Genomic DNA, 26,641 nt, shown 5'->3' with positions numbered 1-26,641 from the left:
TTTTATTTATGCTATCACCCACGAGATGAAGACTGAACCCCTAAAAAACTAGGGGAATCCTTAGTCTGATACCTTGGCGTATCACACGTTATAAAGTAGTATTACCTCTCAAATTTATACCTATCAAAAAAGCGAATTATTAAGTATGGCAACTGATCCAAGACAACTTTTGGTAACTTGTGCGCTTCCGTACGCTAACGGCTCTATTCACCTTGGCCATATGCTTGAGCATATCCAAGCTGATATCTGGGTTCGATACCAGCGTCTACGTGGCAACACTGTAAACTTCATCTGTGCTGACGATGCTCACGGCACGCCAATTATGCTTAAAGCTCAACAGATGGGTATCACGCCAGAAGAGATGATCGCTGCTGTTAGTGAAGAGCACCAAAAAGACTTCGCTGGCTTTGATATCAGCTTTGATAACTACCACAGCACACACAGCGAAGAGAACCGTGAACTGGCTTCTCACATCTACTTAGAACTTAAAAAGAACGGCTTCATTTCTAGCCGCACTATTTCTCAGCTTTTCGATCCTGAGAAAGAGATGTTCCTACCAGACCGCTTCGTAAAAGGTACTTGCCCTAAGTGTAAGTCAGAAGACCAGTATGGTGATAACTGTGATAACTGTGGTGAGACATACAGCCCAACTGAGCTAATTAACCCTAAATCAGCGGTTTCTGGCGCAACTCCAGTAATGAAAGACTCTGAGCACTTCTTCTTCGACCTACCTCAGTTCGAAAGCATGCTTAAAGAGTGGACTCGTTCTGGCTCTCTACAGAATGAAACTGCAAACAAAATGCAGGAATGGTTTGAGTCTGGTCTGCAACAGTGGGATATCTCACGTGATGCACCTTACTTCGGCTTTGAAATCCCAGGCGAAAAAGACAAGTTCTTCTACGTATGGCTAGACGCACCTGTTGGCTACATGGCTTCTTTCAAGAACCTATGTGACAAACGTGACGATCTAAACTTCGATGAATACTGGAAGAAAGACAGCACAACTGAGCTTTACCACTTCATCGGTAAAGACATTGTTTACTTCCACAGCCTATTCTGGCCAGCAATGCTAGACGGCGCAGGTTTCCGTAAGCCAAACAACGTATTCGTACACGGCTACGTAACAGTGAACGGTGCGAAGATGTCTAAGTCGAAAGGCACATTCATCAAAGCAAGCACGTACCTAAACCACCTAGACCCTGAGTGTCTACGTTACTACTACGCTGCGAAACTAAACAGCCGCATCGATGACTTAGATCTTAACCTTGAAGACTTCACTCAACGTGTAAACGCTGACGTAGTAAACAAGATTGTTAACCTAGCTTCTCGTAACGCTGGCTTCATTACTAAGCGTTTTGAAGGCAAGCTAGCTGCTGAATTTGCAGAGCCTGAGCTATACAACGAATTCGTTGCTGCTGCTGAGCGTATCGGTGAGCTATACGAAACTCGTGAATTCAGCCGTGCTATCCGTGAAATCACTGCACTAGCGGATAAAGCTAACCAGTACATCGACGAAAAAGCACCTTGGGTTCTTGCAAAAGAAGAAGGCAAAGAAGCTGAGCTTCAACAAGTTTCTTCTGTAGGTATTAACCTATTCCGCGTACTGATGGCTTACCTGAAACCAGTGATGCCAGAGCTTGCAGCTCGCACTGAAGCTTTCCTAAACGAAGAGCTAACGTGGGAAGCGATTGCTACTCCGCTAACTGATCACGAGATCACTAAGTTCAAAGCGCTATTCAACCGCATTGACCCTAAGAAAGTGGAAGCAATGGTTGAGTCTTCTAAAGAAGATGCAGCCGCTGAAGCAGCAGCGAAAGAAAAAGCAGAAGCTGAAAAAGAGCAAGCAAGCCAAACTGAGCTAGACAAAGAGCCAATCGCAGACGAGATTGAGTTCGATGCCTTTGCAGCAGTAGACATGCGTATCGCTCGTATCATCTCTTGTGAAGAAGTACCAAAAGCGAACAAACTACTGAAGTTCCAACTAGACATCGGTGGTGAGACTCGCCAAGTATTCTCTGGTATCAAATCAGCATACAAACCTGAAGAGCTAGAAGGCAAGCTAACTGTAATGGTAGCAAACCTAAAACCTCGTAAGATGAAGTTTGGTATGTCTGAAGGCATGATCCTAGCAGCGGGCCCTGGCGGCAGCGACCTATGGATCCTTGAGCCACACGAAGGTGCTCAACCTGGTATGCGTGTAATGTAATTCTGACTCCAGTCAGATAACAAGCACCCATCACTAAATCCCTAATGCATTTTTGACTTGAAAGAGTTAATCAGCATTGGGGATTTTTTATATCTACCGAAAATTAGCGTTCTCTGTTAGAGTCGCCGTCAACTATGCTATGTAGAGTAGAAATTGGTTCGTCGACAAAAATAGGCTAAACCAACACCTCTTTACTCTAAAACCCTTTTTAGGAATCCCCAGTGACTAACAACGAAATCTTGCGTCGTATTCAACACGCACTAAACCTTAAAAATGCACAAATCATCAAAGCTATCGAACAAGCTGATGTGACTGTTGCTCATGACCAAGTGATTAACTGGCTAAAAGATGACAACGACAAGTCATGCTCTAAGATGAAAGATAAAGAGTTGGCGGTATTCCTAAATGGTTTCATCAACCTTAAGCGTGGCAAAAAAGAAGGCGAGCAACCTAAACCTGAAGTTGCACTGACGAACAACATGATCTTCATGAAGCTTCGTATCGCATTAAACATGAAAGCAGAAGATGTTTTGGACGTACTAGAAGTGGTTGGCATTAGCTTGAGCAAGTACGAAATCGGCGCTTACTTCCGCAAGCCAGAAAACAAAAACTACAAAGTGTGTGAAGACCAACTACTTTGCGATTTTCTAAACGGTGTGCAATTTACCAACCGTCCAGACTCAGAAGAGTTTGCGGGTTAAGTTACTACTCCTAGATAAATTTTAAGTTGCTACACATAGATAAATTACTCGTCATAGGTAAGTAACTGACCCACTGATAATTTTCTAGTAACGACAGATAAATAAAAAGCGGCGAGATAATTGAATTATCTCGCCGCTTTTTCGTTTTCTTTACGTCACTGACTAAACAGGAACAACAATAGTAAACCTATGCCTTAGCTGTCGTCTTCAGTGAAGTTCGTCGGCAATGTCGTTTTCATTTCATTCCAAACTTGTGCACTTGCGATACCGTAGTTACGAATCACTAATGGCAAAGTTTCGCGCTCGCCACTTTCACAGATAATGAACAACTCTTTATAAAAGTCCATCGCTAAACGTCGTGCTTCTGGGTTAGAGAAGTAGTAGCTACCGATACGGTCATAAAGTTTACGCACACCGTTAAAGATCAGGCCGTAAATCTGGTTGCCTGAGTGGAATGCCAAACGTTGGAAAAGCATGTAATCATAGAAGTTGAAAGTCTTCGCGATTAAGATCGTCTGACGTTTCGCTTCATCTTTTTCTGAATCTTCTTTTACCGCTTGTTTGATCTTGTCAGCGTATGGCGACGATTCTAGGAACTCATCCCAAGTTGGTGCCGCAAGTAGCGCTTCACAAGATTCAATCACGTTACTGATAGTACGCTCTGAAGCTTCTTTGTTTGCTTTGAATGCATAACGCATAAAGATCGGGCTGATATTAGTACGAGCAGCAAGCAGGTCTTCTACCATTTTGCTTGCGTTATCAACGTCCAACGTCATTAGCGTATCAAGGATATGAAGACCTGAGGTTTCCATAAACTGGTTAACTTTAGTTGGTTTGCCATGTTGGATTGTCAACCAACCATCACGAGCAAGACGTTGTAGTACTTCACGAAGCGTAGTACGTGTAACACCAATCAGCTCAGAAAGCTCACGCTCTGCGGGCAAGATAGAACCTGGAGGGAAACGGCCATTCCAAATACTTTCAATGATATACTTCTCTGCAAATCCTGCCGGGCTCTTCGCCTTAATGACCATCTACACTTCAATCCAATTTAATTATTCTGTTCTAATTTACTCATCATACCACTAGTTCACACCTAGCGGAAACACCCTCAAAAAATTTTACTCCCCCTAAACACCGTTAGAGTTATAACTCTAAAGTTCAGCACACGTTTGCACCTCAGGTTTGTAAAGCAAGCGACTCTAAACCACCATTTAAACAAACCGTTAACACAGCAATTTTTCTTTAAAATCAATGGGATTGGTCATATTTTTAAAGCTATTAATTTGCAATATTAAGTTGTAATAATCATATATAAGCCGTCGTTATTCTGTAATTTTCAATCATTTCGCTGAAATATTGATTCTAGTCGGTTTTTATCACATTTTAAGTGGTATGCTTGCGCTACTTTGATCGCGTTTCTCAACAAAAAAGAGGTATTTTTAGGGCTACAGGGCTTTTCCTGTTGACTAAATGTTATCTAAGAGTAAAGTTGCGCTCAAAAATAAGCAGTGCTTGAGTTTCTAAGGGAGTGACTTGGCAAGACCACAGAACATTACATGGAATGTAGTTTTTCTAAGTCACTGTTAGTCATAGTTTTTAACAATTTCTATAGCTCGATTCTCAAAATGTTGTATTGCTTGTCTATTCATAATCAACATAAAAGAGTATTAACATGCCGATGTCTCTCGGAAACGCTTTTATCAAGAACTTCCTTGGTAAAGCTCCTGATTGGTATAAACTTGCCATCATTTCCTTTTTAATCATCAACCCGTTTGTTTTCTTCCTAGTTGACCCATTTGTTGCGGGCTGGCTATTGGTGGTTGAGTTTATTTTCACTCTAGCTATGGCTCTCAAATGCTACCCACTTCAACCGGGTGGTCTATTAGCTATTCAAGCAGTCGCCATTGGCATGACCAAACCAGAAATGGTTTATCACGAGCTGCAAGCAAACCTTCCTGTATTACTCTTGCTCGTATTCATGGTTGCTGGCATTTACTTCATGAAAGAACTGCTTTTGTTCATTTTCACGAAGATCTTGCTTGGCATCCAATCTAAAATTTTACTCTCCGTTGCCTTCTGTGTTGCTGCCGCTTTCTTATCAGCATTCCTAGATGCACTAACAGTAATCGCCGTAGTTATTAGCGTTGCGGTCGGCTTCTACTCTATCTACCACAAGGTTGCATCAGGCAAGGGCACAACGTCTTCGCACGATCATACTCATGATGAAGAGATCTCAGAGCTAACTCGTGATGACCTAGAAAACTACCGTGCTTTCCTACGTTCACTGCTAATGCACGCTGGTGTGGGTACAGCACTGGGTGGTGTAATGACCATGGTAGGAGAACCACAAAACTTGGTAATTGCTAAGCAAGCAGGTTGGGAGTTCGGTGAATTTATCATCCGTATGCTGCCAGTAACACTACCTGTTTTCTTCTGCGGTATTTTAACTTGTGCACTTGTCGAGAAATTCAAAGTGTTTGGTTACGGTGCTCAACTACCAATGAATGTTCGCCAAATCTTAGTTGAGTTTGACAACAAAGAACGTGCAAACCGCACAAAGCAAGACGTAGCAAAACTATGGGTTCAAAGTGCAATCGCAGTTTGGCTTATCGTCGGCCTTGCACTTCACGTTGCTGAAGTAGGTTTGATTGGCCTGTCTGTGATCATCTTAGCTACAGCATTTACGGGTGTTATTGAAGAACACTCTATGGGTAAAGCCTTTGAAGAAGCGCTGCCATTTACTGCACTTCTTGCCGTTTTCTTCGCTGTTGTTGCTGTGATCATCGACCAAGCTCTATTTAAGCCAGTCATCGATGCAGTACTTCACGTTGAAGATAAAGGCGCACAGCTCGCACTCTTCTATATTGCCAACGGTATTTTATCGATGGTTTCAGATAACGTGTTCGTCGGTACGGTTTACATTAACGAAGTGAAAACTGCACTGGTTGAAGGCATCATCACTCGTGATCAGTTCGACCTACTTGCTGTTGCTATCAACACTGGTACTAACCTACCTTCTGTTGCAACGCCAAACGGCCAGGCTGCATTCCTATTCCTATTAACATCAGCACTTGCTCCGTTAATTAGATTGTCTTACGGTCGCATGGTTATCATGGCGTTGCCATACACCATCGTATTGGCACTGGTTGGCCTAGCAGGCATTGTGTTCTTCGTAGAGCCAATGACAGCATGGTTCTATGATGCAGGTTGGATCATTCAACGCACTGGTGAAGTCGTTGCTCCAGTTATCTCCGGTGGTCACTAAGCTAAACACTGTGTCGCAAACCACAATAACTATAACTAACTAATCAAAAATATTAGTTGATTAGGAAACTTATCCAAGATAAAAAGCTCTGAGTAATCAGGGCTTTTTTATTTTATAGACAGGATTCAATTCGTGAACTTTTTAGCAATGATCAAAGACTTCTCTAAGGGACGTTTATCTTGGCTTTTACTGCTGGCTTTTATTGTCTTTTTTGAAGCGTGCGCTCTCTTCTTCCAACACGTGATGATGCTTGGTCCTTGCGTGATGTGTATCTATGAGCGCGTTGCTATGCTCGCTATCGGTGTTGCCGCCATGATTGGTGCGATTGCCCCGAATAACCCAATATCACGCTGGTTAGGCCTTGCTAGCTGGGGATTTGGCGCATACAAAGGTTTGATGCTTGCTTTAGAGCACGTCGATTACCAGTTCAATCCGTCCCCTTTCGCAACCTGCGACTTATTCGTAACCTTCCCTAGCTGGGCGCCTTTAAACCAATGGGCTCCGTGGATGTTTGAGGCTTACGGCGATTGCAGCAAGGTTGTGTGGCAGTTCTTCGATCTTTCTATGCCTCAGTGGCTAGTAATTATCTTTGCAGGTAACTTGGTTGCTTTCGGTATTGTGGTTATTTCTCAATTTGTGAAGTCGAAAAAGGACTTGCAGTAAGCCGTTGACACTTGGACAACAAAAAAGTCGACCACGAGGTCGACTTTTTTATTACTTAAGCTTTTGAACATATTAAGAGAGTCTGTTATTCACACAAACTAAGTTGCTCAACAAGCCGTGATTAGCTGCTTTTACCGCAGCATTGTTTAAACTTCTTGCCGCTTTCACAAGGGCAAAGGTCGTTTCGACCAATGTCTTTAAACGGGTTCACGCTCTGGGACTTATTGCCCAACATAGCTTCATCCGCTGCCATTGCCACTTCTGAGATCATCAGATCGACTTGACCCACTAAATCGGCAAGCGATGGTGGGTTAGTAAGCCCTGCAGCGATCATTTGTTGTTGAGTTTGCTCTTCATCAATCGCAAGCATCAAGGTGGTTAAGAGCGCTTGCAACATGCGCAGAGTACCATCCGCGACTGTCACGCTCTGCCACTGCTCTTCCACTGTTGGCCAAACCATCATGAAGCCTTCAGAAAAATCAGCGAACTGTTCGTTAAAGTCACCTTCAGCCAGTACGTCTGTTAATAGGTATTCATTACGCTGAATCAGGTTGTGCTGGCGATTAATCTGTTCTGTCACCGTTGTTACCAGCTCTTTACCCGCTTCAGGCGCAACGATAACCAGCCACTCTTCTGGATCGAGTGGTTTGGTCGCTAAGTTAGAGGCAAGGATTGCACCTTCCATAAACTGCGGAGTAATGTCAGTGATTGATTCTGGTAGGCTTAATAATTGATATGTCATGAAAGCTCTGGATATTGGGCATTTTCGATATTATAACGCCATCCTCCCAAAGATGTCGCTATTAAGAGACGAAACCATCATTAAGACATGCACCACACTCATAGTGACAATTCTGTAAGCACACCGTACAATCACGCCTCGAATTTTTCGGTTCATTCAGTTTTGGTAAAGCAACATGCGCGTAATACTTGGCCCTATGGAGGGCGTTCTAGACCACCTAATGCGTGAAATTCTCACAGAGATTAATGATTACGATCTCTGTGTGACAGAGTTTGTGCGCGTCGTAGATCAACTTCTTCCCCCGCATGTGTTCCACCGTATTTGCCCTGAGCTACATCAAGGCTCTCAGACCATGGCTGGTGTGCCAATCCATCTCCAACTTCTAGGGCAACACCCAAATTGGATGGCCGAGAATGCTTTTCAAGCTGCTAGCTTAGGCGCGAAAGGGATCGATCTTAATTTTGGTTGCCCAGCAAAAGCGGTCAACAAAAGTAATGGTGGCGCTTCATTGCTAAAAGAGCCAGAGCTCATCTATCAAGTGGTGAACGCCTGTCGAGAAGCGGTACCGGCACACATTCCTGTGTCCGCAAAGATTCGATTAGGTTGGGAGCATCCGGAAGAGTGCTTTGAAATCGTCGATGCCATCGAACAAGCCAAAGCTGACGAACTCACCGTGCATGCAAGAACCAAAGTTGGCGGCTATAAAGCCAGCGAAATCAAATGGGACTTCATCAATCAAATAAGAGAAAAAACATCTCTGCCGTTGATTGCTAATGGGGAGATCTGGAACTATCAAGATGGTCAAGATTGCATAGAAGCAACAGGCGTCGATTCATTAATGGTCTGCCGTGGTGCTTTCAATATTCCAAACCTTGGTAACGTCGTTAAGCACAACCACCAGAAAATGCCGTGGGATAAAGTCATTGAACTTTTGCTGCGCTATTCAGAGTTTCAAATTAAAGGGGACAAAGGCATGTACTACCCCAATAGAGTGAAGCAGTGGTTTGTTTATCTAAGTAAAGGCTACCCTGAAGCGAACGAACTGTTTAAAGAAATTCGTACTTTCAAAAAGGCGCCACCGATTGTAGAACGCCTTCAGCGTTATCAAGAAGAACGCCGCCAACCTGTTTAAGATTATGTTTAGGGTTAAATACCCAACGCTACAAACGTGTTTACCGGTGCAAATAAGCTTTGCTTGGTAGACACGTTCGCTCTTCCCTCTTTCATTTTCATTTTCATTTTCATTTTCATACAAAGCATCGATTCAATAACGTGGTTAAAATTCAAGACGGTCTTTACCCGTCGTCTTAGCCACGTACAGCTTTTCATCGGCGTACTTAAATATCTCATCGAAGTTAAGTTTACTTTGCTCAGTTTCAACAATGCAGACACCGCCAGACACCGTAAATCCATTTGGAATAATGTCGGCTGAAGTGGAACAAATCGCATTCTTCACTCGCTCTAATGTTCTCATCAAAGTTTCACGATCTTCGCCTTTCATATAAACGACAAACTCTTCACCGCCAAACCGTGCTGCAACGTCACTGCTTCGAATACTGTTGCTGATCTGACGCGACATATAACGAATCACATCATCCCCCTTATCGTGGCCGTAGGTGTCGTTAATTGACTTAAAATCATCAATATCGAAGACGGTTAATGCAAACAGTTGATCGTGCTCTACACTGCGCCAGAACGCTTCTAAGCCACGACGATTCAATAACCCTGTCATAGGGTCTTTGGCTGCGAGATCTTTGAAGTAACCACGTTCAATATTGGAATTGACGTAGAAGAAGATGGTTACTGAGAACAGATACACAATGATGGCAACAATAAGGCTGTCTTTCTCGTAGACGAAAAAGTGCTCAACCTCTTTCGCGATGTCTAATTTGTAATACATCGCATGGTGAGACGAGACACCATCCAGTTTGATCTCGTGATAAAACGCCGCAGAATCTACCGGAGTCGCTAAAGTGGTATCAATGATATCGATCCGACCTGCAAGATGCTCATTCGAGTTTGCGAGCAGCTTGTCAGCATTAATATCCACCGACAGCATCCCTTGGTGAACGCCTTTATGGAATACAGGGATCGTCATACTGATTATACGGTCAAGGGAATCAAAACGATAACCAGGGCCTGAAAGGGTGAGTTGGTCAGGGTTGTTGGCTGTTTTCTGCCAATAAGGACGACTCTTTATGGTCGAGAGTAACTCTTTGCTCAGCCCTTTGGCAAAACCTTCAGGTGAAGAGATCACATAGCCGCTCGTATCAATAAAGTGCACGCCGGCATGGTATTCATCAAGCTGGGATAAAAATGAAAGAATAGGAGCTAACGCTATTTTTTCTGACGCGCTCTTATAACTATCACTGCTTTCAGAACAAAGAGACTCTTGACCAATTAGCATATAGTCGATATCGACAGAGGGAATGTCTGAGGTTTTACCGTCGGCAAGTAGCAATACATCAATAGGCCAGATTTGGCAAAGACCATCCACAACATGTTTGTTGTGATCAAGAAAGAGAGGGTTTCCTGATTTATAATAGTTGGAGAAGCTGTAGTCTAGGGCTGTCGCCACTTTTGTGGTTCTTTTGAACACATCTTCAATACGATGAAACTCACTACTGATATCTTTTTCTACCGCGTCAAAATGATTCTTTCCTATTAGGCCAAGTAGCATCGCGGCGATCACAGCGGGAAACCCGAAAACAAAGGTTAGGCTAAAGTGCCTATTTACTTTCATATAATGTGCTCTTAGCGTTCAGCTATTTTCATTTTCCCCATTAATATTATTACATTAATCGGCAATTCGCTCGACGTAAAATAATGTAAATTGATATTAACGACACACCTAACGGTCAAATAACCGCTTACAAATGAATAAAATAGAGAAGCGCCAACATATAGAGCAGGTGAGTTTGTTATCTGAGCCCATTTCAATGCTGTTAATAATATGACTTATGGCCTATTAGCTCACCTAACACCAAACTCAATTCACCGGCTAATGACCGCACGCTCAATCACAGATTGAGGCACTGTCACGCCAAGCTCACGAGCAGCATCTAGGTTGACCACCAGCTGAGAGCTCTGCGCAGTTTTGACACTCAACTTCCCGGGCTTCTGTCCTTCCAAAATGGCTGCGACATAATCCGCGGTCTGAACCCCAACATCATAATAATCTAGACCTAAACCAGCAATCGCTCCCTTTCCGACATAAGATGTGGCGCCTGCGACGACTGGCGTATCTGCATGGTTAGCCGCTTTGATAAGACCCTCCATGCCGCTTGCAACCGTATTATCGGTCAAGGCATAGATAACATCGGACTTCTTAGCAATGGATTCTGCTTTTGCTTCGACATCGTCAACAGTCAGCGCTTTTTCGGTGTGAAGTGTATAACCGAAATCTCGAGTTGCCTTTCTCAATAACCCAACTAACGCAACGGCATTTGCTTCTGCTGGGTTGTAAACTACACCGATTGAATTAGCTTCAGGGAGCAGTTCTTTGATTAATGACACATGCTGAGTGATCGGAGATAAGTCAGAAAGCCCCGTGACATTACGCCCCGGCTTTTCTAATTGTTTAACGAGCCTAGCGCCGATAGGATCCGTAACCGCGGTAAACACGATAGGAATCGAGCGAGTCGCCGACACTAAGGCTTGTGAAGTCGGTGTCGCGATACCAACAAGTACATGTGGATTTTCACTGACGAGCTCTCTGGCAATCTTGGCTGCCTGAGCCGGGTTACCATTCGCCATTTCATAGGAGAATTCTAAGTTCTTACCGGGTTCATAACCATTGGCTCTCAATCCTTCAAGAAGCCCTAAACGTGTCGCATTCAGATCTGGATGGTCAACAACTTGTGAAACCGACACTTTGGCAACGTTTGCCATTGCATTGCCAGTCCATAGCAACATCAAGCAACTTAAAACCGCTGCCAATACCTTTCTTACAGAACTCATTATCGCTCCCTGAATCAAGCTCTACCCGTCATTACTCGCTCAAAGAGAACAACATCAAAATCACTATTGACATTATTACCAGTAACCATTGATAACTTGAAGTGATATTTAACAAAAATACAACAAGGCTCGAGTTATGTGAGAAAGGTTATATTGACTTCGGAGGAAGGTAAGAAACCAAGTGAATAAGGACAGGTAAGCTAAACGGAAAGTAAGCGAGGTAACAAAAAGAGGAGCAAATCTGAGAACAAGCTATAGAAGATGAATAGTTGTTCTCAGACAAGAGGGAGAGCTGGGATTCTTTAGAACCAACGCTCCATTGAGGATTTATCTAACTGACGAAAGGCACGATTTAAAATGATTGCCAATTCTTTATAGCGAGGGCGCGGCTTCATAGGCTCTAACGCAAAACCCGTTTCAGTGATCTTTTCATGCAGTTCGCGGTACCACGATACTAGCGCCGGCGGAAGTTGTGTATTTGAGCGATTGCCCAACCACCACATACCTTGTAGCGGCAAGCTGATCGCAAACAAAGCCATAACCACAGCCTGTGGCATCGCTTGGTAATTATTAAAGACCATTTGTGTAAGAACACTGATAGCGGCAATCGCAGGCATCACTTTCACGCCAAAACGGGTCGCTTTAATAATGCGTTGTTCTGGGAAGATCGCGTTTAACTCTTTTCGGACGGGCCAGAGATCCATGTACTTTTGGCCATCTTTTAAACTACTAGCTAAACCAACTCTATTGCTCATATGAGTCTCCCATTAAAAAAAAGTTGAAATCATCAACTAAAAACACAAAAATTTGACGAAAAATAATATTCTTTCAAATTTTTTTGTTATATTTGCACAATATCGCTATTATTTGCAGACCTCAATCTCATTGTTGCCCTTATTTACAATTTAAGCAACTTTGAGAAGACTTCTGCAAGGAATGCACAAGCCTCTTTTTGATAAAGAGCGCTTTCACTTTATACGGAAATTAACGTTTTTTTGACCAAGGTTAGTACGCAAGCCTATGTGCTTCGACTATTCTTGAGATTAATTTTCATCCTTAACTGATTTCAATCAGAAAAATAAACAGGTAGTCATTAATGTCTAAGCTAGTTTTAGTTTTAAACTGTGGTAGTTCTTCTCTTAAATTCGCTGTTGTTGATGCAGAAACAGGTGCAGAGCACCTAACTGGTCTTGCTGAGTGTCTAGGTCTTCCAGAAGCTCGTATGAAGTGGAAACTTGATGGCAAGCATGAAGCACAACTAGGCGCGGGCGCAGCTCACGTAGAAGCACTATCTTTCATGGTAGAAACTATTCTTGCTTCTAAGCCTGAGCTTAAAGCTAACCTTGGCGCTATCGGTCACCGTATCGTACACGGTGGCGAGCAGTTCACTTCTTCTGCACTTATCACTGACGAAGTTCTTAAGGGTATTCAAGACGCTGCGACTTTCGCACCTCTTCACAACCCTGCTCACCTTATCGGTATCGAAGCGGCTCAACAGAACTTCCCTGGTCTACAAAACGTTGCTGTTTTTGACACTGCGTTCCACCAAACAATGCCTTCTGAGTCTTACCTATACGCTCTACCGTACAACCTGTACAAAGAGCACGGCATCCGTCGTTACGGCATGCACGGTACTTCTCACCTATTCATCACTCGTGAAGTTGCAGGCCTACTAAACAAGCCAGTTGAAGAAGTTAACATCATCAACTGTCACCTAGGTAACGGCGCTTCTGTATGTGCAATCAAGAACGGTAAATCTGTAGACACTTCTATGGGTCTTACTCCTCTTGAAGGTCTTGTAATGGGTACTCGTTGTGGTGACCTAGACCCTGCAATCATCTTCCACCTACACGACGCACTTGGTTACTCTGTTGAAGAAATCAACAACATGCTAACTAAAGAGTCTGGTCTTGCTGGTCTAACTGAAGTGACTTCTGACTGTCGTTTCGTTGAAGACAACTACGGTGAGAAAGAAGAAGCAACTCGTGCAATGGACGTGTTCTGTCACCGTCTAGCTAAGTACGTAGCTGGTTACACTGCAACTCTAGAAGGTCGTCTAGACGCAATCACTTTCACTGGCGGCATCGGCGAGAACTCAGGCCCAATCCGTGAAATGGTTCTTAACCGCCTAGGCATCTTCGGTATCGAAGTTGACGGTGAAGCTAACCTTAAAGCTCGTTTCGGCGGCGAAGGTACTATCACTACAGCTAACAGCCGTATCCCTGCAATGGTTATCTCTACTAACGAAGAGCTAGTAATTGCTGAAGACACTGCGAAACTAGCAGGTCTTTAATTGATTTTCCTGACTAGCTTCATTCGAAGCTAGTCAGTTTTTCATATCAAGAAAATGGGGCTCAACTTCTATTCCTACCCCAATTTAAATATCGGTGGGAATAGCAGTTGAGCTTTTTTTATTTCCAATAGTCAAAGGTGTTCGTCAATGTCACGTACTATTATGCTTATCCCTACAAGCGCTGGTGTTGGTCTTACTAGTGTTAGCATGGGTGTTCTTCGCGCTATGGAGCGTAAGGGCGTAAGTGTTTCTTTCTACAAGCCAATCGCTCAGCCTCGCAGCGGTGGTAACCAACCAGATCTAACGTCTACTATCATCAGCGCAAACAGCGACATTAAGATTGGTGAGCCAATCGCAATGACTAAAGCTGAAGCTTTGATCGGTAGCGAAAAAATGGACGAGCTTCTTGAGTCTGTTGTTGAGCAATACAACAAGATCAACAAAGACGCAGAAGTTACGCTAATCGAAGGTCTAGTACCTACTCGTAAGCACCCATTTGCTAACCAAGTGAACGCGGAAATCGCAAAAACACTTGGCGCGGAGATCGTATTCGTTGCGACTCCTGGTACTGACAACCCTACGCAGCTTAAAGAGCGTATAGAAGTAGCATGTTCTAACTTCGGCGGTACTAAGAACAAAAACATCAAAGGCGTAATCATCAACAAGCTTAACGCTCCTGTTGATGAGGCTGGCCGTACTCGCCCTGACCTATCTGAAATCTTTGATGATGCAGACAGCGCTCAGCAAGCGAACCTTGAAGTAATGCAAATCTTCAACTCTAGCCCTATCCGTGTTCTTGGCTGCGTGCCATGGAGCATCGATCTAATCGCAACTCGTGCGGTTGATATGGCTAAGCACCTTAACGCTGAAATCGTTAACGAAGGTGAAATCTCAACTCGTCGTATTAAGAGCATCACTTTCTGTGCACGTTCTCTACCTCACATGATTGAGCACTTCAAACCAGGCTCACTGCTAGTAACTTCTGCAGACCGTCCTGACGTTATCGTTGCTGCGGCTCTTGCTGCGAAAAACGGTGTTGAGATTGGCGCAATCCTGCTTACTGGCGGTTACGACATTCCAGAAAGCATTGCTAACCTTTGTGCACCAGCATTCGCTTCAGGTCTACCGATCTTCAAGGCTCAAGGTAACACTTGGCAGACATCTCTAAACCTACAGAGCTTCAACCTAGAAGTTCCTGCAGACGATAAAGAGCGTATCGAGTTCGTTAACGATCACGTTGCAAGCCACATTGATGGCCCTTGGATTGATTCTCTATCTGAAGGTACTCAAGGCATCCGTCGTCTAAGCCCACCAGCATTCCGTTACCAGCTAACTGAATTTGCTCGTAAAGCGGCTAAGCGCATCGTTCTTCCTGAAGGTGATGAGCCACGTACAGTTAAAGCTGCGGCTATCTGTGCTGAGCGCGGTATCGCAACGTGTGTACTTCTAGGTAACCCTGAAGAAATCCGTCGCGTTGCAGCGCAGCAAGGTGTTGAGCTTGGCGCTGGCGTTGAGATCATCGATTCTGCATCAGTTCGCGAAAACTACGTAGCTCGTCTAGTAGAACTTCGTGGCGCTAAAGGTATGACTGAAGTTGTTGCTCGTGAGAAGCTAGAAGATTCAGTATTCCTAGGTACTATGATGCTTGAAGCTGGCGAAGTTGACGGCCTAGTTTCTGGTGCTGTTCACACTACAGCGAACACTATCGTTCCTCCGTTCCAGATCATCAAGACTGCTCCTGATGCTTCTATCGTATCTTCGATCTTCTTCATGCTTCTGCCTGATCAAGTTCTTGTATACGGTGACTGTGCGATCAACCCAGATCCAACAGCTGAACAGCTTGCTGAAATCGCTATCCAATCTGCAGATTCTGCTGCGGCATTCGGTATCGACCCACGCGTTGCTATGATCTCTTACTCTACTGGTGAATCTGGTAAGGGTGCAGACGTAGATAAAGTACGTGAAGCAACGAAACTTGCTCAAGAGAAGCGTCCTGATCTAGTGATCGACGGTCCTCTACAGTACGATGCAGCAATCATGGAAAACGTAGCCGCTTCTAAAGCGCCTAACTCTCCAGTTGCAGGTAAAGCGACAGTATTCGTATTCCCAGACTTAAACACGGGTAACACGACTTACAAAGCTGTACAGCGTTCAGCAGATCTAGTATCTATCGGTCCAATGCTTCAAGGTATGCGCAAGCCAGTAAATGACTTGTCTCGTGGCGCTCTAGTAGACGATATCGTTTACACAGTAGCTCTAACGGCTATCCAAGCAGACCAAGCTGCACAAGCTGAAGAAAAAGTAATTAACTAATTTTTCTTTTGTAAAAAGCAAAAACCCTAGATGTTTATCTAGGGTTTTTTTATGTCTGGAGTAAAGGAACTACTTGGTAAGCCTAGCCTCGACCATGTGGTGATTCTAAGTCTAGCTCTGGTCCTTTGGGTACAACTTGAGTCGGATTGATACCAGTGTGGCTGTAGTAGTAGTGACGCTTGATATGATAGAAATCGGTCGTCTCTTTAATACCCTCTATTTGATAGAGCTCTTTTAGATAACCTTGGATATGTTTGTAATCCGCAATTCGTTGCTTGTTACACTTGAAGTGACCCACATACACAGCATCGAATCGAACCAAGGTCGTGAACAACCGCCAATCCGCTTCAGTAATCTGCTCTCCCGCTAAATAACGTTTCTCACTAAGATGCGCATCCACTTTATCTAACGCTTCAAATAACGCTTCATACGCCTCTTCGTAGGCTTCTTGTGTTGTCGCAAAGCCGGTTCGGTATACGCCGTTGTTGATGTTTGGGTAGATATAATCATTCCACTCATCAATCTTCTTGGACAACTCCCACGGGTAGTAATCATCGGTGTTACCCGTTAGCTCGTTAAACTCTGAGTTAAACATGCGAATGATTTCAGACGACTCGTTACTCACAATGGTGTTGGTTTTCTTATCCCACAGCACAGGTACCGTTACTCTACCCGAGTAGTCAGGCTTGGCTTGAGTGTAGATTTGGTGCATGCGGGTATGGCCAAATAGAGGTTCAGGTAACCCCATTTGCCAACCTTCACTCATCATGTCTGGGCAAACAACCGTCACGTCAATGTGATCGGTTAGGTCTTTCAGTTCGCGGAAGATAAGGGTTCGGTGCGCCCAAGGGCAAGCTAACGATACGTATAAGTGATAACGGCCGCTTTCCGGCTCAAACTGCGCGCCCGGTTTGTTCTCTACCCAATGACGAAAGCCCGCATCTTCACGAACAAACTTACCACCGCTTTCTTTCGTGTCGTACCACACATCATGCCAAACACCTTCAACTAATTTGCCCATATCCAAACCTCTGTGATGCTAACTTTTCTCTAGTATAAAAAAAGCCAACTTTTTCAAAACTAGAAAAAGTTGGCTTAGTTGTTCGAATTATTTGATGAAGCTGTTGAGCAAAATATAGGAACTAGGTCTGCAGTACAAAAAAAGCGCGACTCTAAAAACTAGTCGCGCTTAAGCCTGTCACAGGCTGAACCGTTTTAAATTGGCTCTAGACTTGCACGTGCAAGCAAGATACTGCGTGTACGTCATCGCCTTGGATAGTTGGCTTAGTTTGCGCACACGCCTCTGTTGCTTGTGGGCAACGTGTACGGAACACACAACCTGATGGAGGATTGATTGGCGATGGTAAATCACCTTCCAACATCTGAATCGTTTTGTTGCGCTCTAGACGAGGGTCTGGAATCGGAACGGCAGACATCAACGCCTTGGTGTACGGGTGCTTTGGATCAGAGAATAAGGCATCTGATTCACCAAGCTCTACCGCGTTACCTAGGTACATCACCAAGACACGGTCAGAAATGTGTTTAACCACTGACAAATCGTGCGCGATGAATACCAAAGACAAACCAAGTTCTTTCTGTAGCTCTTTCAGAAGGTTAACTACTTGAGCTTGGATAGATACATCGAGTGCAGAAACCGGTTCATCACAGATGATCATCTTAGGTTTCAAGATAAGCGCACGTGCAATACCAATACGCTGACACTGACCACCAGAGAATTCATGTGGGTAACGGTTGATTACGTTTGGTAGTAGACCAACCTTTGCCATCATCTCTTTAACTCTGTCCTTCACTTCTTGTTTAGAAAGTTCAGGGAAGAAAGTCTCTAGAGGCTCAGCAATGATATCGCCTACTGACATACGTGGGTTAAGCGACGCTAGCGGGTCTTGGAAGATCATCTGAATCTCTTTACGAGTCTCACGACGCTTCACTTCCTGCATCTTAGTTAGGTCTTGACCTAACCACATCACTTGCCCTTCAGTCGCTTCAACCAAGCCGATAATCGCACGGGCAAAAGTCGACTTACCACAACCAGACTCACCTACTACACCAAGCGTTTCGCCTTCGTAAAGGTGAACATCAACCCCATCAACCGCTTTAAGGTTTGATGGTTTTGCCCAAGGCCAAGCAGACTTAGCTGCAATGCTAAAGTGAACTTTCAGGTCTTTAATATCTAATAGTAATTCTTTACTCATTTTGTCCAAGTCTCCCAATCTGAAAAACAAGCACGCTGACGGTCTTTAGCAAATGGCTGCAAAATCGGTGCTTCTTGCTTACAACGGTCCATTACACGGTGACAACGGTCTTGGTAAGGACAACCTGTTGGTAGGCGAAGTAAGTTAGGTGGGTTACCTGGAATCGTCGGTAGAATTTCACCTTCGGTATCCAAACGAGGAATCGCTTTAAGCAGGCCTTCCGCGTATGGGTGGCTTGGCTCGTAGAAGATTTCATCAACCGTGCCGTACTCCATTGTACGACCCGCGTACATCACAAGTACTTTGTCACAAGAACCAGCAACAACACCCAAGTCATGGGTGATCATAATGATTGCTGTATTGAACTCATCTTTTAGTTCGTTCAGCAATTCCATGATTTGCGCTTGAATGGTTACATCCAGTGCCGTTGTTGGTTCATCAGCGATAAGCAATTTAGGACGACACAGCAGTGCCATTGCGATCATCACACGCTGACGCATACCGCCCGAAAACTCGTGCGGGTACATAGTGATACGCTTGCGTGCTTCAGGGATTTTCACCGCTTCAAGCATGCGTACTGATTCTTCAAACGCTTCTGCTTTACCCATGCCTTTATGCAGCATAAGTACTTCCATCAGCTGATCACTTACTTTCATGTAAGGGTTCAGTGAGGTCATTGGATCTTGGAAGATCATCGCGATCTGTTCAGCGCGAACCTTGTTCAGTGCTTTTTCAGGCAGGTTGAGAATTTCATTGCCTTCAAACTTTGCACTGCCTGAGATGATGCCGTTCTTAGCCAGCAGCCCCATCAGTGCAAATACCGTTTGTGATTTACCTGAACCCGACTCACCAACAATACCCAGCGTTTCGCCTTGGTTAAGTGAGAAGTTCAAGTCGTTTACTGCGGTTACGATACCATCTTGTGTGGTAAATTCGACGCGCAGATCTTTGACATCTAATAAGCTCATTATTGCTTCCTTAATCTTTTATAGCTTTTAATTGCTATTTCGTTATCTGTCTTTTGGATCAAGCGCGTCGCGCAGACCATCACCTACGTAGTTAAAGCAGAACAGCGTAACTACCATGAATGCCGCAGGGAATGTCAATTGCCAGATTGCAACTTCCATTGTTTGCGAACCTTCTTGAAGCAATGCGCCCCAGCTTGTCATAGGCTCTTGAACACCAAGACCAAGGAAAGATAAGAATGATTCTGTAAGGATCATGCTTGGAATAAGCAACGTAGAGTAAACCGCTACGATACCCAGTACGTTCGGTACGATGTGACGTGTAATGATCTTCCATTTGCTTACACCACATACGTGTGCAGCTTCAATGAACTCTTTACTACGTAGGCTCAACGTTTGACCACGTACAATACGCGCCATATCTAGCCAAGCAATCGCACCAATAGCAACGAAGATTAGGACGATGTTACGACCAAAGAACGTTACCAGTACGATTACTAGGAACATGAATGGCACTGCGTACAAGATCTCTAGGATACGCATCATCACTCGGTCAGTACGACCGCCGATGAAGCCTGAAGCTGCACCGTAAAGCGTACCAATCAGTACCGCTACGAAGGCACCCATCACACCAACCATCAATGAGATGCGGCCACCGACAAGAGTACGAACGTACAAATCACGACCTAAGCTATCGGTACCAAACCAGTGATCCGCATTCGGACCAACGTGCATTGCGTACCAGTCAGTATCATCATAAGTGTACTGAGCCAGCATTGGTAAGAAGATAACTGCCAGTACCATAAGCGTAAGAATGAACAGACTCACCATCGCAGCTTTGTTTCGCATGAAACGAATGCGCGCGTCCTGCCACAAACTACGACCTTCAATCTCTAAGCTCTCAGAGAACTTTTCGATCGCTTCTAAATTTTCTTTTTTCTTCAACATAACCATGCGTCCCTGTTAGTAGCGAATTTTCGGGTCAATAAGCGCTAGCAAAATATCAACGATTGCGTTGAACAAGATGAATAGGAAACCAATCAAGATGGTTACACCCATTACTAGCGAGTAGTCACGGTTAAACGCGGCGTTAACAAACAGCTTACCGATACCTGGTAGGCCGAAGATGGTTTCAACAACAACTGAACCTGTGATGATACCTACGAACGCAGGTCCCATGTAAGAAACAACAGGTAGCATTGCTGGCTTAAGTGCATGTTTTAGAATGATATAACGGTAGCTTAGACCTTTTGCACGTGCAGTTCGGATAAAGTTACTGTTTAGCGTTTCAATCATGCTACCACGAGTAATACGAGCAAAGGTTGCTACGTAAAGAAGAGACATCGCGATAACAGGCAGCACGATGTACATGAATGTACCGCCATGCCAACCACCTGCTGGGAATATGTTCCAGTGCAGGGAGAAAAGGTAAATAAGCGCCGGTGCCAACACGAAAGATGGCATTACCACCCCGAGCATGGCGGTCGACATTATGGTGTAGTCGACCCAGGTGTTGTGCTTCAAGGCGGCAATGGTTCCGACCGTTACCCCCATCAATAATGTGAAGATAAAAGCAACGAAACCTACCTTCGCAGATACTGGAAGTGCAACCGCGATCAGCTCATTTACTGTGTAATCTTGGTATTTAAAAGAGGGACCGAAGTCACCTTGTAAGATATTTGTCAAATACGTGGTGTATTGTTCAAACACTGGTTTATCTAAGCCGTATTTAGCTTCGATGTTAGCCATAACTTCTGGCGGTAATGGACGCTCGCTTGAAAACGGGTTACCCGGTGCGAAACGCATGAGAAAGAAAGATATAGTGATCAACACCAACATGGTTGGAATCGCTTCAAATATCCGTTTCATAATGAATTTAAGCATAAACTCACTCTTTCAGTCTGTGACAATTAAAATTAGAAAGACGCTACATGCGCGCCCTGCGCATGTAGTGCCTGTATCGTTATAGTTATATTAACTTTTTAGAATCGAAGCTTATTATTGAGCTTTGATGTATAGGTCTTTCGAGAAGATCTTGTCTTCCGCGTTGTTGATTGGGAAACCACCAACATGCGGGTTAAGTAGACGAGATTTAACGTATTGGTAGATAGGAGCGATTGGCATGTCGTTTGCCATTAGCGCCTCAGCTTCTAGGTAAAGTGCTTTACGCTCTTCTTCTGAAGTTGAGTTAAGTGCTTTATCGATGATCTGGTCGTAAGCCGCGCTGTCGTAGTGAACACCACCGGTAGTGTTGTTACTCTTCATTAGCGTTAGGAACGAAGACGCTTCATTGTAGTCACCACACCAACCAGCACGTGCTACTTCGAAGTCACCAGAATCTTTAGAAGATAGGTACGTTTTCCACTCTTGGTTCTCAAGTGTTACAGAAAGACCCAGTGTTTTCTTCCACATAGAACCTAGCGCTACAGCAATCTTCTTGTGGTTCTCTGAAGTGTTGTAAAGCAGGTTGAATTTAAGTGGGTTGTCTTTACCGTAACCCGCTTCTTCAAGAAGACGTTCCGCTTCTGCGTTACGCTCTTTCTGAGACATCTTGCCGTAAGCAGGTAGCTCAGGATCGAAGCCAGCTGTGATTTCAGGCGTTAGGAAATACGCAGGTTTTTGACCTTGCGCTAGGATAGCACCTGTTACGATATCACGGTCGATCGCGTAAGAGATTGCTTGACGAACACGAACATCATCAAATGGTGCTTTCTTCGTATTGAAGATGTAGTAGTAAGTACATAGGTTACCCGCTACAGATACATCTTCTGCGTACTCTTTTTGAAGACGCTTGAAGTGCTCAGTTGGAAGTTCGTTTGTGAAATCGATTTCACCAGATAGGAAACGGTTCATTTCCGCTACTTGGTTTTCGATTGGTAGGAACGTTACTTTGTTAAGAACTGTTTTATCGTTGTCCCAGTACTGTTCGTTACGCTTGAGTACTAGACGCTCGTTAACAACCCATTTATCAACAGAGAATGCACCGTTGCCAACAAAGTGCTCTGGCTTAGTCCACTGGTCACCGTATTTTTCAACAGTTGCCTGGTGTACTGGCTTCATTGTTGTGTGGCCCATCATCATTACGAAGTATGGTACCGCTGTTTCTAATTCAACAACTAGAGTGTTTGCATCCACTGCTTTAACGCCTAGTTCACTCTTGTCTTTCTTACCCGCTACGATATCTTTCGCATTCGCCATCTTGGTGTATTCCATGTACCAAGCGTATGGAGAAGCCGTTGCAGGATCAACTGCACGTTGCCAGCTGTATACAAAATCTTGAGCTGTTACAGGATCGCCGTTAGACCATTTTGCGTCTTTGCGTAGGTGGAAAGTGAATGTTTTGTTGTCTGTCGTTTCCCAGCTTTCCGCAACACCAGGGATAGTGTTGCCGTCGCCGTCTTGGTTCACTAGACCTTCTAGAAGATCACGAATTACGTGAGATTCTGGTACACCTTGAGATTTGTGTGGGTCGATAGTTGCAACTTCAGTACCGTTACCGCGAACAAGTTCCTGAACTTTTGCCAGTTCTGTGCCTGCTGGAACTTCAGCAGCGATAGAAAGAGTAGAAGAGGCAGCCACTGCCAAACCAGCACCTAGAAGAAGGGCCTGAGTGATTTTATTCTTGTACATTTAATAAACTCCAAGTTTTATGTATTGCATCCATGACTTCTTTGCTTGGTTCACTGAACGGCAGTGATTTAGATTTATTTAGCTCAAAATTTAAGCATAAAAATCTAAAACCTTACAAAGATTGAGGCACACACTATCAACCATTGAAGTAATTTGCCATAAACAAGTCGCAAAAAATCGGATAATTCTCCGAATTACTCAAGGTAACAGTGTAAATCTCTAATAAAAACCTAATGAATAGTGAGTTACACATAGGGATTAATTAAAAAACAGCCTTTAGTGTTGATGTATCTGTATTGATACTTTTTTTTAGCATCTTATGCTAGAACACAGACGGCAAATTAACATTAATGCCACATGAAATCTAATTGCACATCACATATCCCCTAAATAGACTCCACTATTTGTGAGGATTATCACTTTATACAAAACAGCATAAAGCACTGCACCAAAACAGATTTAGCAATGCACCAAGACAGACAAAATCACGCTCCGAATTTATATGCAACTTGAATGACTAACCATTTATTAATACACCATTTATTTATAAATGACTTTGTAGCACGCACAAAAAAACCGACGTTCAACGTCGGCTTTTTACTGTCTCAATCAACAGAGCGAATTTTTGGAGCAACATCATATTGCGAGAATTATTTCTCCCAACGCTCCGCAGCTTTTGTATCTGAATCGCGAGAATCAACCCAGCGAGTTGTTTCAGTGGTACGTTCTTTTTTCCAAAACGGCGCTTTGGTTTTCAGAAAGTCCATAACAAACTCACACGCTTCGAAGGCAGCGCCACGATGCGCACTGGAGACACCAACGTAAACAATCTGGTCACCGATATCTAGGTCACCCACGCGGTGAATCACTCGCATCTTTTGGATTGGCCAGCGTGCCTCAGCTTGATCACAGATCTCGCTCAGTGATTTCTCTGTCATACCCGGGTAGTGCTCCAGAGACAAACCTATCACATTGTCGCCAAGGTTCATGTCGCGAACTTTACCAACGAACGTCACAATCGCTCCGGCAGCTGTACCTTGAGCCAAGTAGTCGTATTCGTCGCCTACCGAGAAGTCCTCAGCTGTCACTAATACTCTTGAATCCATGCTTAGCCTCCAGTCACTGGTGGGAAGAAAGCAACTTCATCACCGTCTTTCACTTCAGTCGTCAAAGGCACGATAGATTGGTTAAGCGCAGCCAGAAGCTTGCCCTCTTCCAAAGCGATATCCCATTTGCCTTCTTGTGTCACAAGATGACTACGAATCGCTTCAATCGTCTTAAATTGTGCATCAACTTCAACGCTGTCCACACCAACAAGTTCACGAGTTTGAGCAAAGAAAAGTACTGTAATCATGACTCCACCTTAAAGTGACCAGATTTACCACCTGTCTTCTCTAGCAGGCGCACGTTTTCGATAACAATGTCTTTCTGAACAGCTTTACACATATCGTAAATCGTTAACGCAGCCACAGAAGCAGCCGTTAGCGCTTCCATCTCTACGCCCGTCTTACCCGCAAGCTTACAAACAGATTCGATGCGAACCTTGTTTTCAGACTCGATAGCTTCAAGCTGCACTTCTACTTTAGTTAATAGCAGAGGGTGACACAGGGGAATCAGATCCCACGTCTTCTTAGCCGCTTGAATACCTGCGATACGTGCCGTTGCGAAAACATCACCTTTATGGTGGCTACCAGAAACAATCAGCTCTAGCGTTTCAGCAGACATTTGAACGAATGCTTCCGCTCTCGCTTCGCGTACTGTCTCAGCTTTAGCCGATACATCGACCATGTTTGCTTCGCCAGACGCGTTAATGTGTGTAAATTGGCTCATACTCAAACCGCCTTATACAGAAAGATGTGGCATGAAGTTGCAAGGACGGTGGCTAGCATCCATCTGTTGCTTGATGATCTTAGTCCAACCAGTACGACAAGCACCTGTAGAGCCTGGCATCGCAAAGATTACTGTGTGGTTAGCAAAGCCCGCAATCGCACGAGATTGAATGGTCGATGTACCGATCTCTTCGTAAGATACTTGACGGAATAGCTCACCAAAGCCTTCTACTTCTTTGTCGAATAGTGGCTTAAGCGCTTCAGGCGTGCTGTCGCGAGAAGTGAAGCCCGTACCGCCAGTGATCATGATCGCTTGTACGCTTTCATCAGCGATCCACTTAGATACGATCGCACGGATCTTGTACATGTCATCAATAACGATTTGCTTATCAACCACGTTGTGACCCGCTTCTTTAGCATGCTCTGCTAGGTAACCGCCTGAAGTGTCGTTTTCTTCTGTACGAGTATCTGAAACCGTTAGTACTGCGATGTTTGCTGCTTGGAATTTGCTTTCTGCGTGACCCATTTGTTCACCTATATAAATTTTTCATTAGACTAATTCGCCCAGCCTGAAGAAGCTGAGCGATAAAATGCTTTAGAGTGTGTAGCGGGTTAACCGCCGATTGACGCCAAGTTTGGAGTCATGCCGCTGTTGCCATCGTGTAAGAAGTGGCTAACGGACTTGGTTTGAAGCTGAGCCTGAATTCGATCAATGAGTTCTTGCTCTTGTTGATCTTCTTGAATCAGATCTCTCAGTTCAACACCATGGTCGCCAAACAGACATAAGTGAAGTTTACCGGTCGCAGAAACGCGCAGTCGGTTACAACTCTCACAAAAGTCTTTCTCGTAAGGCATGATCAAACCGATTTCACCCTTGTAGTCTGGGTGGACAAACACTTGCGCCGGGCCATCGTTAACGGCTTTGACTTTTAACAGCCAACCATTAGCAATAAGCTGGTTGCGAATCGCAACGCCAGACACATGATGTTTATCGAACAACTCGTCCATCTCGCCGGTTTTCATCAGCTCGATAAAACGTAATTGAATAGGTTTGTCTTTGATCCAATTAAGGAAGGCTGGTAATTCCTGACTATTGAGGTCTTTCATTAATACGACGTTGACTTTGACTTGTTCAAAGCCAACCTCAAACGCTTTATCAATGCCTCGCATAACCTCAGTAAACTTATTCTCACCAGTGATCTGATGGAACATGCGCGAATCTAAACTATCCACGCTCACGTTTATATGGGTTAAACCAGCATCACGCCATTGCCCTACTTGTTTCTCCATGCGGTAGCCATTCGTTGTGGTGGCCACTTTTTCGATGCCTGGAGTAGAAGCAACGGTATGTATGATTTCAGGAAAGTCTTTACGCAGACTCGGCTCTCCGCCTGTAATGCGGATCTTTGAGGTACCACAATCTGCAAACGCTTTAACAACGCGTTTGATCTCGGGAACACTTAAAAAAGACGAGTTTTTTTGCCCTGACGGTTTGTAACCATCTGGCAAGCAGTAAGTACATTTAAAGTTACAGACGTCTGTAACCGACAAGCGCAAGTAATAAAACTTGCGATGGAATCTATCTTCGAATTGTTGCGCCACGGAACACCTTTCCAAACACGGGAGGCATAATCATTTCCAATTAAGCCCTTGTGACAACATGTCACTGGCTCTTGATGCGTATCGGTACAGCAAATACCACTGTGCGACTTAGCATGCGAGAGCTCGGAGTTATGGCAACTGAGCGTTATATTCACACGCGCAGTAGCTGATTAATAAAATACTTAATATTTGTACGTGAATCTAGCTCTGATGGTAAAAAACGGGTCACATCGGCAAAAAAAACGTATCAAACGCT

Annotated in this window: 23 protein-coding genes and 1 riboswitch; of the genes, 7 read left to right on the top strand and 16 right to left on the bottom strand. The window is 44.2% G+C overall.

What is annotated here, in order from left to right; genetic code table 11:
• The first annotated feature begins 145 nt into the window (after window positions 1–145).
• Both metG and LMH68_RS12940 read left to right on the top strand, forming a co-directional pair.
• Entirely contained in the window at window positions 146–2,206 is a 2,061-nt protein-coding gene (metG, locus tag LMH68_RS12945) for a methionine--tRNA ligase (protein ID WP_017062160.1), read from the top strand.
• Between the two features lie 221 nt (window positions 2,207–2,427).
• Window positions 2,428–2,907, top strand: coding sequence for a DUF1456 family protein (locus LMH68_RS12940; protein WP_010437231.1), 480 nt, complete (start codon window positions 2,428–2,430; stop codon window positions 2,905–2,907).
• A gap of 194 nt (window positions 2,908–3,101) precedes the next feature.
• On the opposite strand, the gene fadR is transcribed toward LMH68_RS12940, so the two are convergent.
• Window positions 3,102–3,941 (bottom strand): fatty acid metabolism transcriptional regulator FadR, encoded by an 840-nt coding sequence (fadR, locus tag LMH68_RS12935; protein ID WP_017062161.1) that lies wholly within the window; start codon window positions 3,939–3,941, stop codon window positions 3,102–3,104.
• A 641-nt stretch (window positions 3,942–4,582) separates the two neighbouring features.
• Here fadR and nhaB point away from each other — a divergent pair.
• Window positions 4,583–6,175: a Na(+)/H(+) antiporter NhaB gene (gene nhaB, locus LMH68_RS12930; RefSeq protein ID WP_136973544.1), complete on the top strand. Its 1,593-nt coding sequence runs from the start codon at window positions 4,583–4,585 to the stop codon at window positions 6,173–6,175.
• Window positions 6,176–6,322: 147 nt separating this feature from the next.
• Window positions 6,323–6,838, top strand: coding sequence for a disulfide bond formation protein DsbB (gene dsbB / locus LMH68_RS12925; protein ID WP_029235613.1), 516 nt, complete (start codon window positions 6,323–6,325; stop codon window positions 6,836–6,838).
• A 121-nt stretch (window positions 6,839–6,959) separates the two neighbouring features.
• Here dsbB and LMH68_RS12920 read toward each other — a convergent pair whose 3' ends face one another.
• Window positions 6,960–7,580 (bottom strand): YecA family protein, encoded by a 621-nt coding sequence (locus LMH68_RS12920; RefSeq protein WP_017062164.1) that lies wholly within the window; start codon window positions 7,578–7,580, stop codon window positions 6,960–6,962.
• Window positions 7,581–7,755: 175 nt separating this feature from the next.
• Here LMH68_RS12920 and dusC point away from each other — a divergent pair, with 175 nt between their 5' ends.
• The gene (gene dusC, locus LMH68_RS12915; RefSeq protein ID WP_017069187.1) at window positions 7,756–8,712 is read left to right on the top strand and encodes a tRNA dihydrouridine(16) synthase DusC; all 957 of its coding nucleotides are present in this window, start codon (window positions 7,756–7,758) and stop codon (window positions 8,710–8,712) included.
• 144 nt (window positions 8,713–8,856) lie between these two features.
• Here dusC and LMH68_RS12910 read toward each other — a convergent pair whose 3' ends face one another.
• The 3 genes from LMH68_RS12910 to yfbV form a co-directional block, all read right to left on the bottom strand.
• Entirely contained in the window at window positions 8,857–10,323 is a 1,467-nt protein-coding gene (locus LMH68_RS12910) for a GGDEF domain-containing protein (RefSeq protein WP_229647109.1), read from the bottom strand.
• Between the two features lie 251 nt (window positions 10,324–10,574).
• Entirely contained in the window at window positions 10,575–11,540 is a 966-nt protein-coding gene (locus tag LMH68_RS12905; protein ID WP_017062167.1) for an ABC transporter substrate-binding protein, read from the bottom strand.
• A gap of 302 nt (window positions 11,541–11,842) precedes the next feature.
• Window positions 11,843–12,295 (bottom strand): terminus macrodomain insulation protein YfbV, encoded by a 453-nt coding sequence (yfbV, locus tag LMH68_RS12900; RefSeq protein WP_017062168.1) that lies wholly within the window; start codon window positions 12,293–12,295, stop codon window positions 11,843–11,845.
• Window positions 12,296–12,636: 341 nt separating this feature from the next.
• Between yfbV and LMH68_RS12895 the strand changes: the two genes are divergently transcribed.
• Window positions 12,637–13,833 carry an acetate kinase gene (locus LMH68_RS12895; RefSeq protein ID WP_017062169.1) on the top strand — a complete coding sequence of 399 codons (1,197 nt, stop codon included), beginning with the start codon at window positions 12,637–12,639 and terminating at the stop codon, window positions 13,831–13,833.
• Between the two features lie 147 nt (window positions 13,834–13,980).
• Window positions 13,981–16,146, top strand: a complete 2,166-nt coding sequence (pta, locus tag LMH68_RS12890) for a phosphate acetyltransferase (protein WP_017069189.1) — start codon at window positions 13,981–13,983, stop codon at window positions 16,144–16,146.
• An 82-nt stretch (window positions 16,147–16,228) separates the two neighbouring features.
• Here the strand turns inward: pta and LMH68_RS12885 are convergent, their stop codons facing one another.
• The 11 genes from LMH68_RS12885 to moaA form a co-directional block, all read right to left on the bottom strand.
• Complete coding sequence (locus tag LMH68_RS12885; protein WP_136978363.1) at window positions 16,229–17,167, bottom strand: glutathione S-transferase family protein; 939 nt, start codon at window positions 17,165–17,167, stop codon at window positions 16,229–16,231.
• Window positions 17,168–17,372: 205 nt separating this feature from the next.
• Entirely contained in the window at window positions 17,373–18,359 is a 987-nt protein-coding gene (gene oppF, locus LMH68_RS12880; RefSeq protein ID WP_009848634.1) for a murein tripeptide/oligopeptide ABC transporter ATP binding protein OppF, read from the bottom strand.
• Window positions 18,356–19,327, bottom strand: coding sequence for an ABC transporter ATP-binding protein (locus LMH68_RS12875; RefSeq protein WP_012603544.1), 972 nt, complete (start codon window positions 19,325–19,327; stop codon window positions 18,356–18,358). Before LMH68_RS12875 ends, oppF begins: the two co-directional genes overlap by 4 nt.
• Before the next feature lie 42 nt (window positions 19,328–19,369).
• On the bottom strand, window positions 19,370–20,272 hold the full coding sequence (oppC, locus tag LMH68_RS12870) for an oligopeptide ABC transporter permease OppC (protein WP_017062173.1): 903 nt from the start codon (window positions 20,270–20,272) through the stop codon (window positions 19,370–19,372).
• A gap of 15 nt (window positions 20,273–20,287) precedes the next feature.
• Entirely contained in the window at window positions 20,288–21,208 is a 921-nt protein-coding gene (gene oppB, locus LMH68_RS12865; RefSeq protein ID WP_017062174.1) for an oligopeptide ABC transporter permease OppB, read from the bottom strand.
• Between the two features lie 114 nt (window positions 21,209–21,322).
• Entirely contained in the window at window positions 21,323–22,954 is a 1,632-nt protein-coding gene (locus tag LMH68_RS12860; protein ID WP_017062175.1) for an ABC transporter substrate-binding protein, read from the bottom strand.
• A 650-nt stretch (window positions 22,955–23,604) separates the two neighbouring features.
• Window positions 23,605–24,060, bottom strand: a complete 456-nt coding sequence (gene moaE / locus LMH68_RS12855; RefSeq protein WP_210445839.1) for a molybdopterin synthase catalytic subunit MoaE — start codon at window positions 24,058–24,060, stop codon at window positions 23,605–23,607.
• A 2-nt stretch (window positions 24,061–24,062) separates the two neighbouring features.
• Window positions 24,063–24,308 carry a molybdopterin synthase sulfur carrier subunit gene (moaD, locus tag LMH68_RS12850; protein ID WP_004737346.1) on the bottom strand — a complete coding sequence of 82 codons (246 nt, stop codon included), beginning with the start codon at window positions 24,306–24,308 and terminating at the stop codon, window positions 24,063–24,065.
• Window positions 24,305–24,784: a cyclic pyranopterin monophosphate synthase MoaC gene (gene moaC, locus LMH68_RS12845; RefSeq protein WP_004734026.1), complete on the bottom strand. Its 480-nt coding sequence runs from the start codon at window positions 24,782–24,784 to the stop codon at window positions 24,305–24,307. Before moaC ends, moaD begins: the two co-directional genes overlap by 4 nt.
• A gap of 12 nt (window positions 24,785–24,796) precedes the next feature.
• Complete coding sequence (moaB, locus tag LMH68_RS12840) at window positions 24,797–25,309, bottom strand: molybdenum cofactor biosynthesis protein B (protein ID WP_004734027.1); 513 nt, start codon at window positions 25,307–25,309, stop codon at window positions 24,797–24,799.
• An 86-nt stretch (window positions 25,310–25,395) separates the two neighbouring features.
• Window positions 25,396–26,385 (bottom strand): GTP 3',8-cyclase MoaA, encoded by a 990-nt coding sequence (gene moaA, locus LMH68_RS12835; RefSeq protein ID WP_009848642.1) that lies wholly within the window; start codon window positions 26,383–26,385, stop codon window positions 25,396–25,398.
• Window positions 26,374–26,526: riboswitch (molybdenum cofactor riboswitch) on the bottom strand. Its footprint overlaps the gene before it by 12 nt.
• Between the last annotated feature and the right edge of the window lie 115 nt (window positions 26,527–26,641).

The organism is Vibrio sp. F13, from assembly GCF_020806305.2.
GTDB lineage: Bacteria > Pseudomonadota > Gammaproteobacteria > Enterobacterales > Vibrionaceae > Vibrio > Vibrio crassostreae_C.
This window is presented reverse-complemented; position numbering and strand designations above follow the sequence as displayed.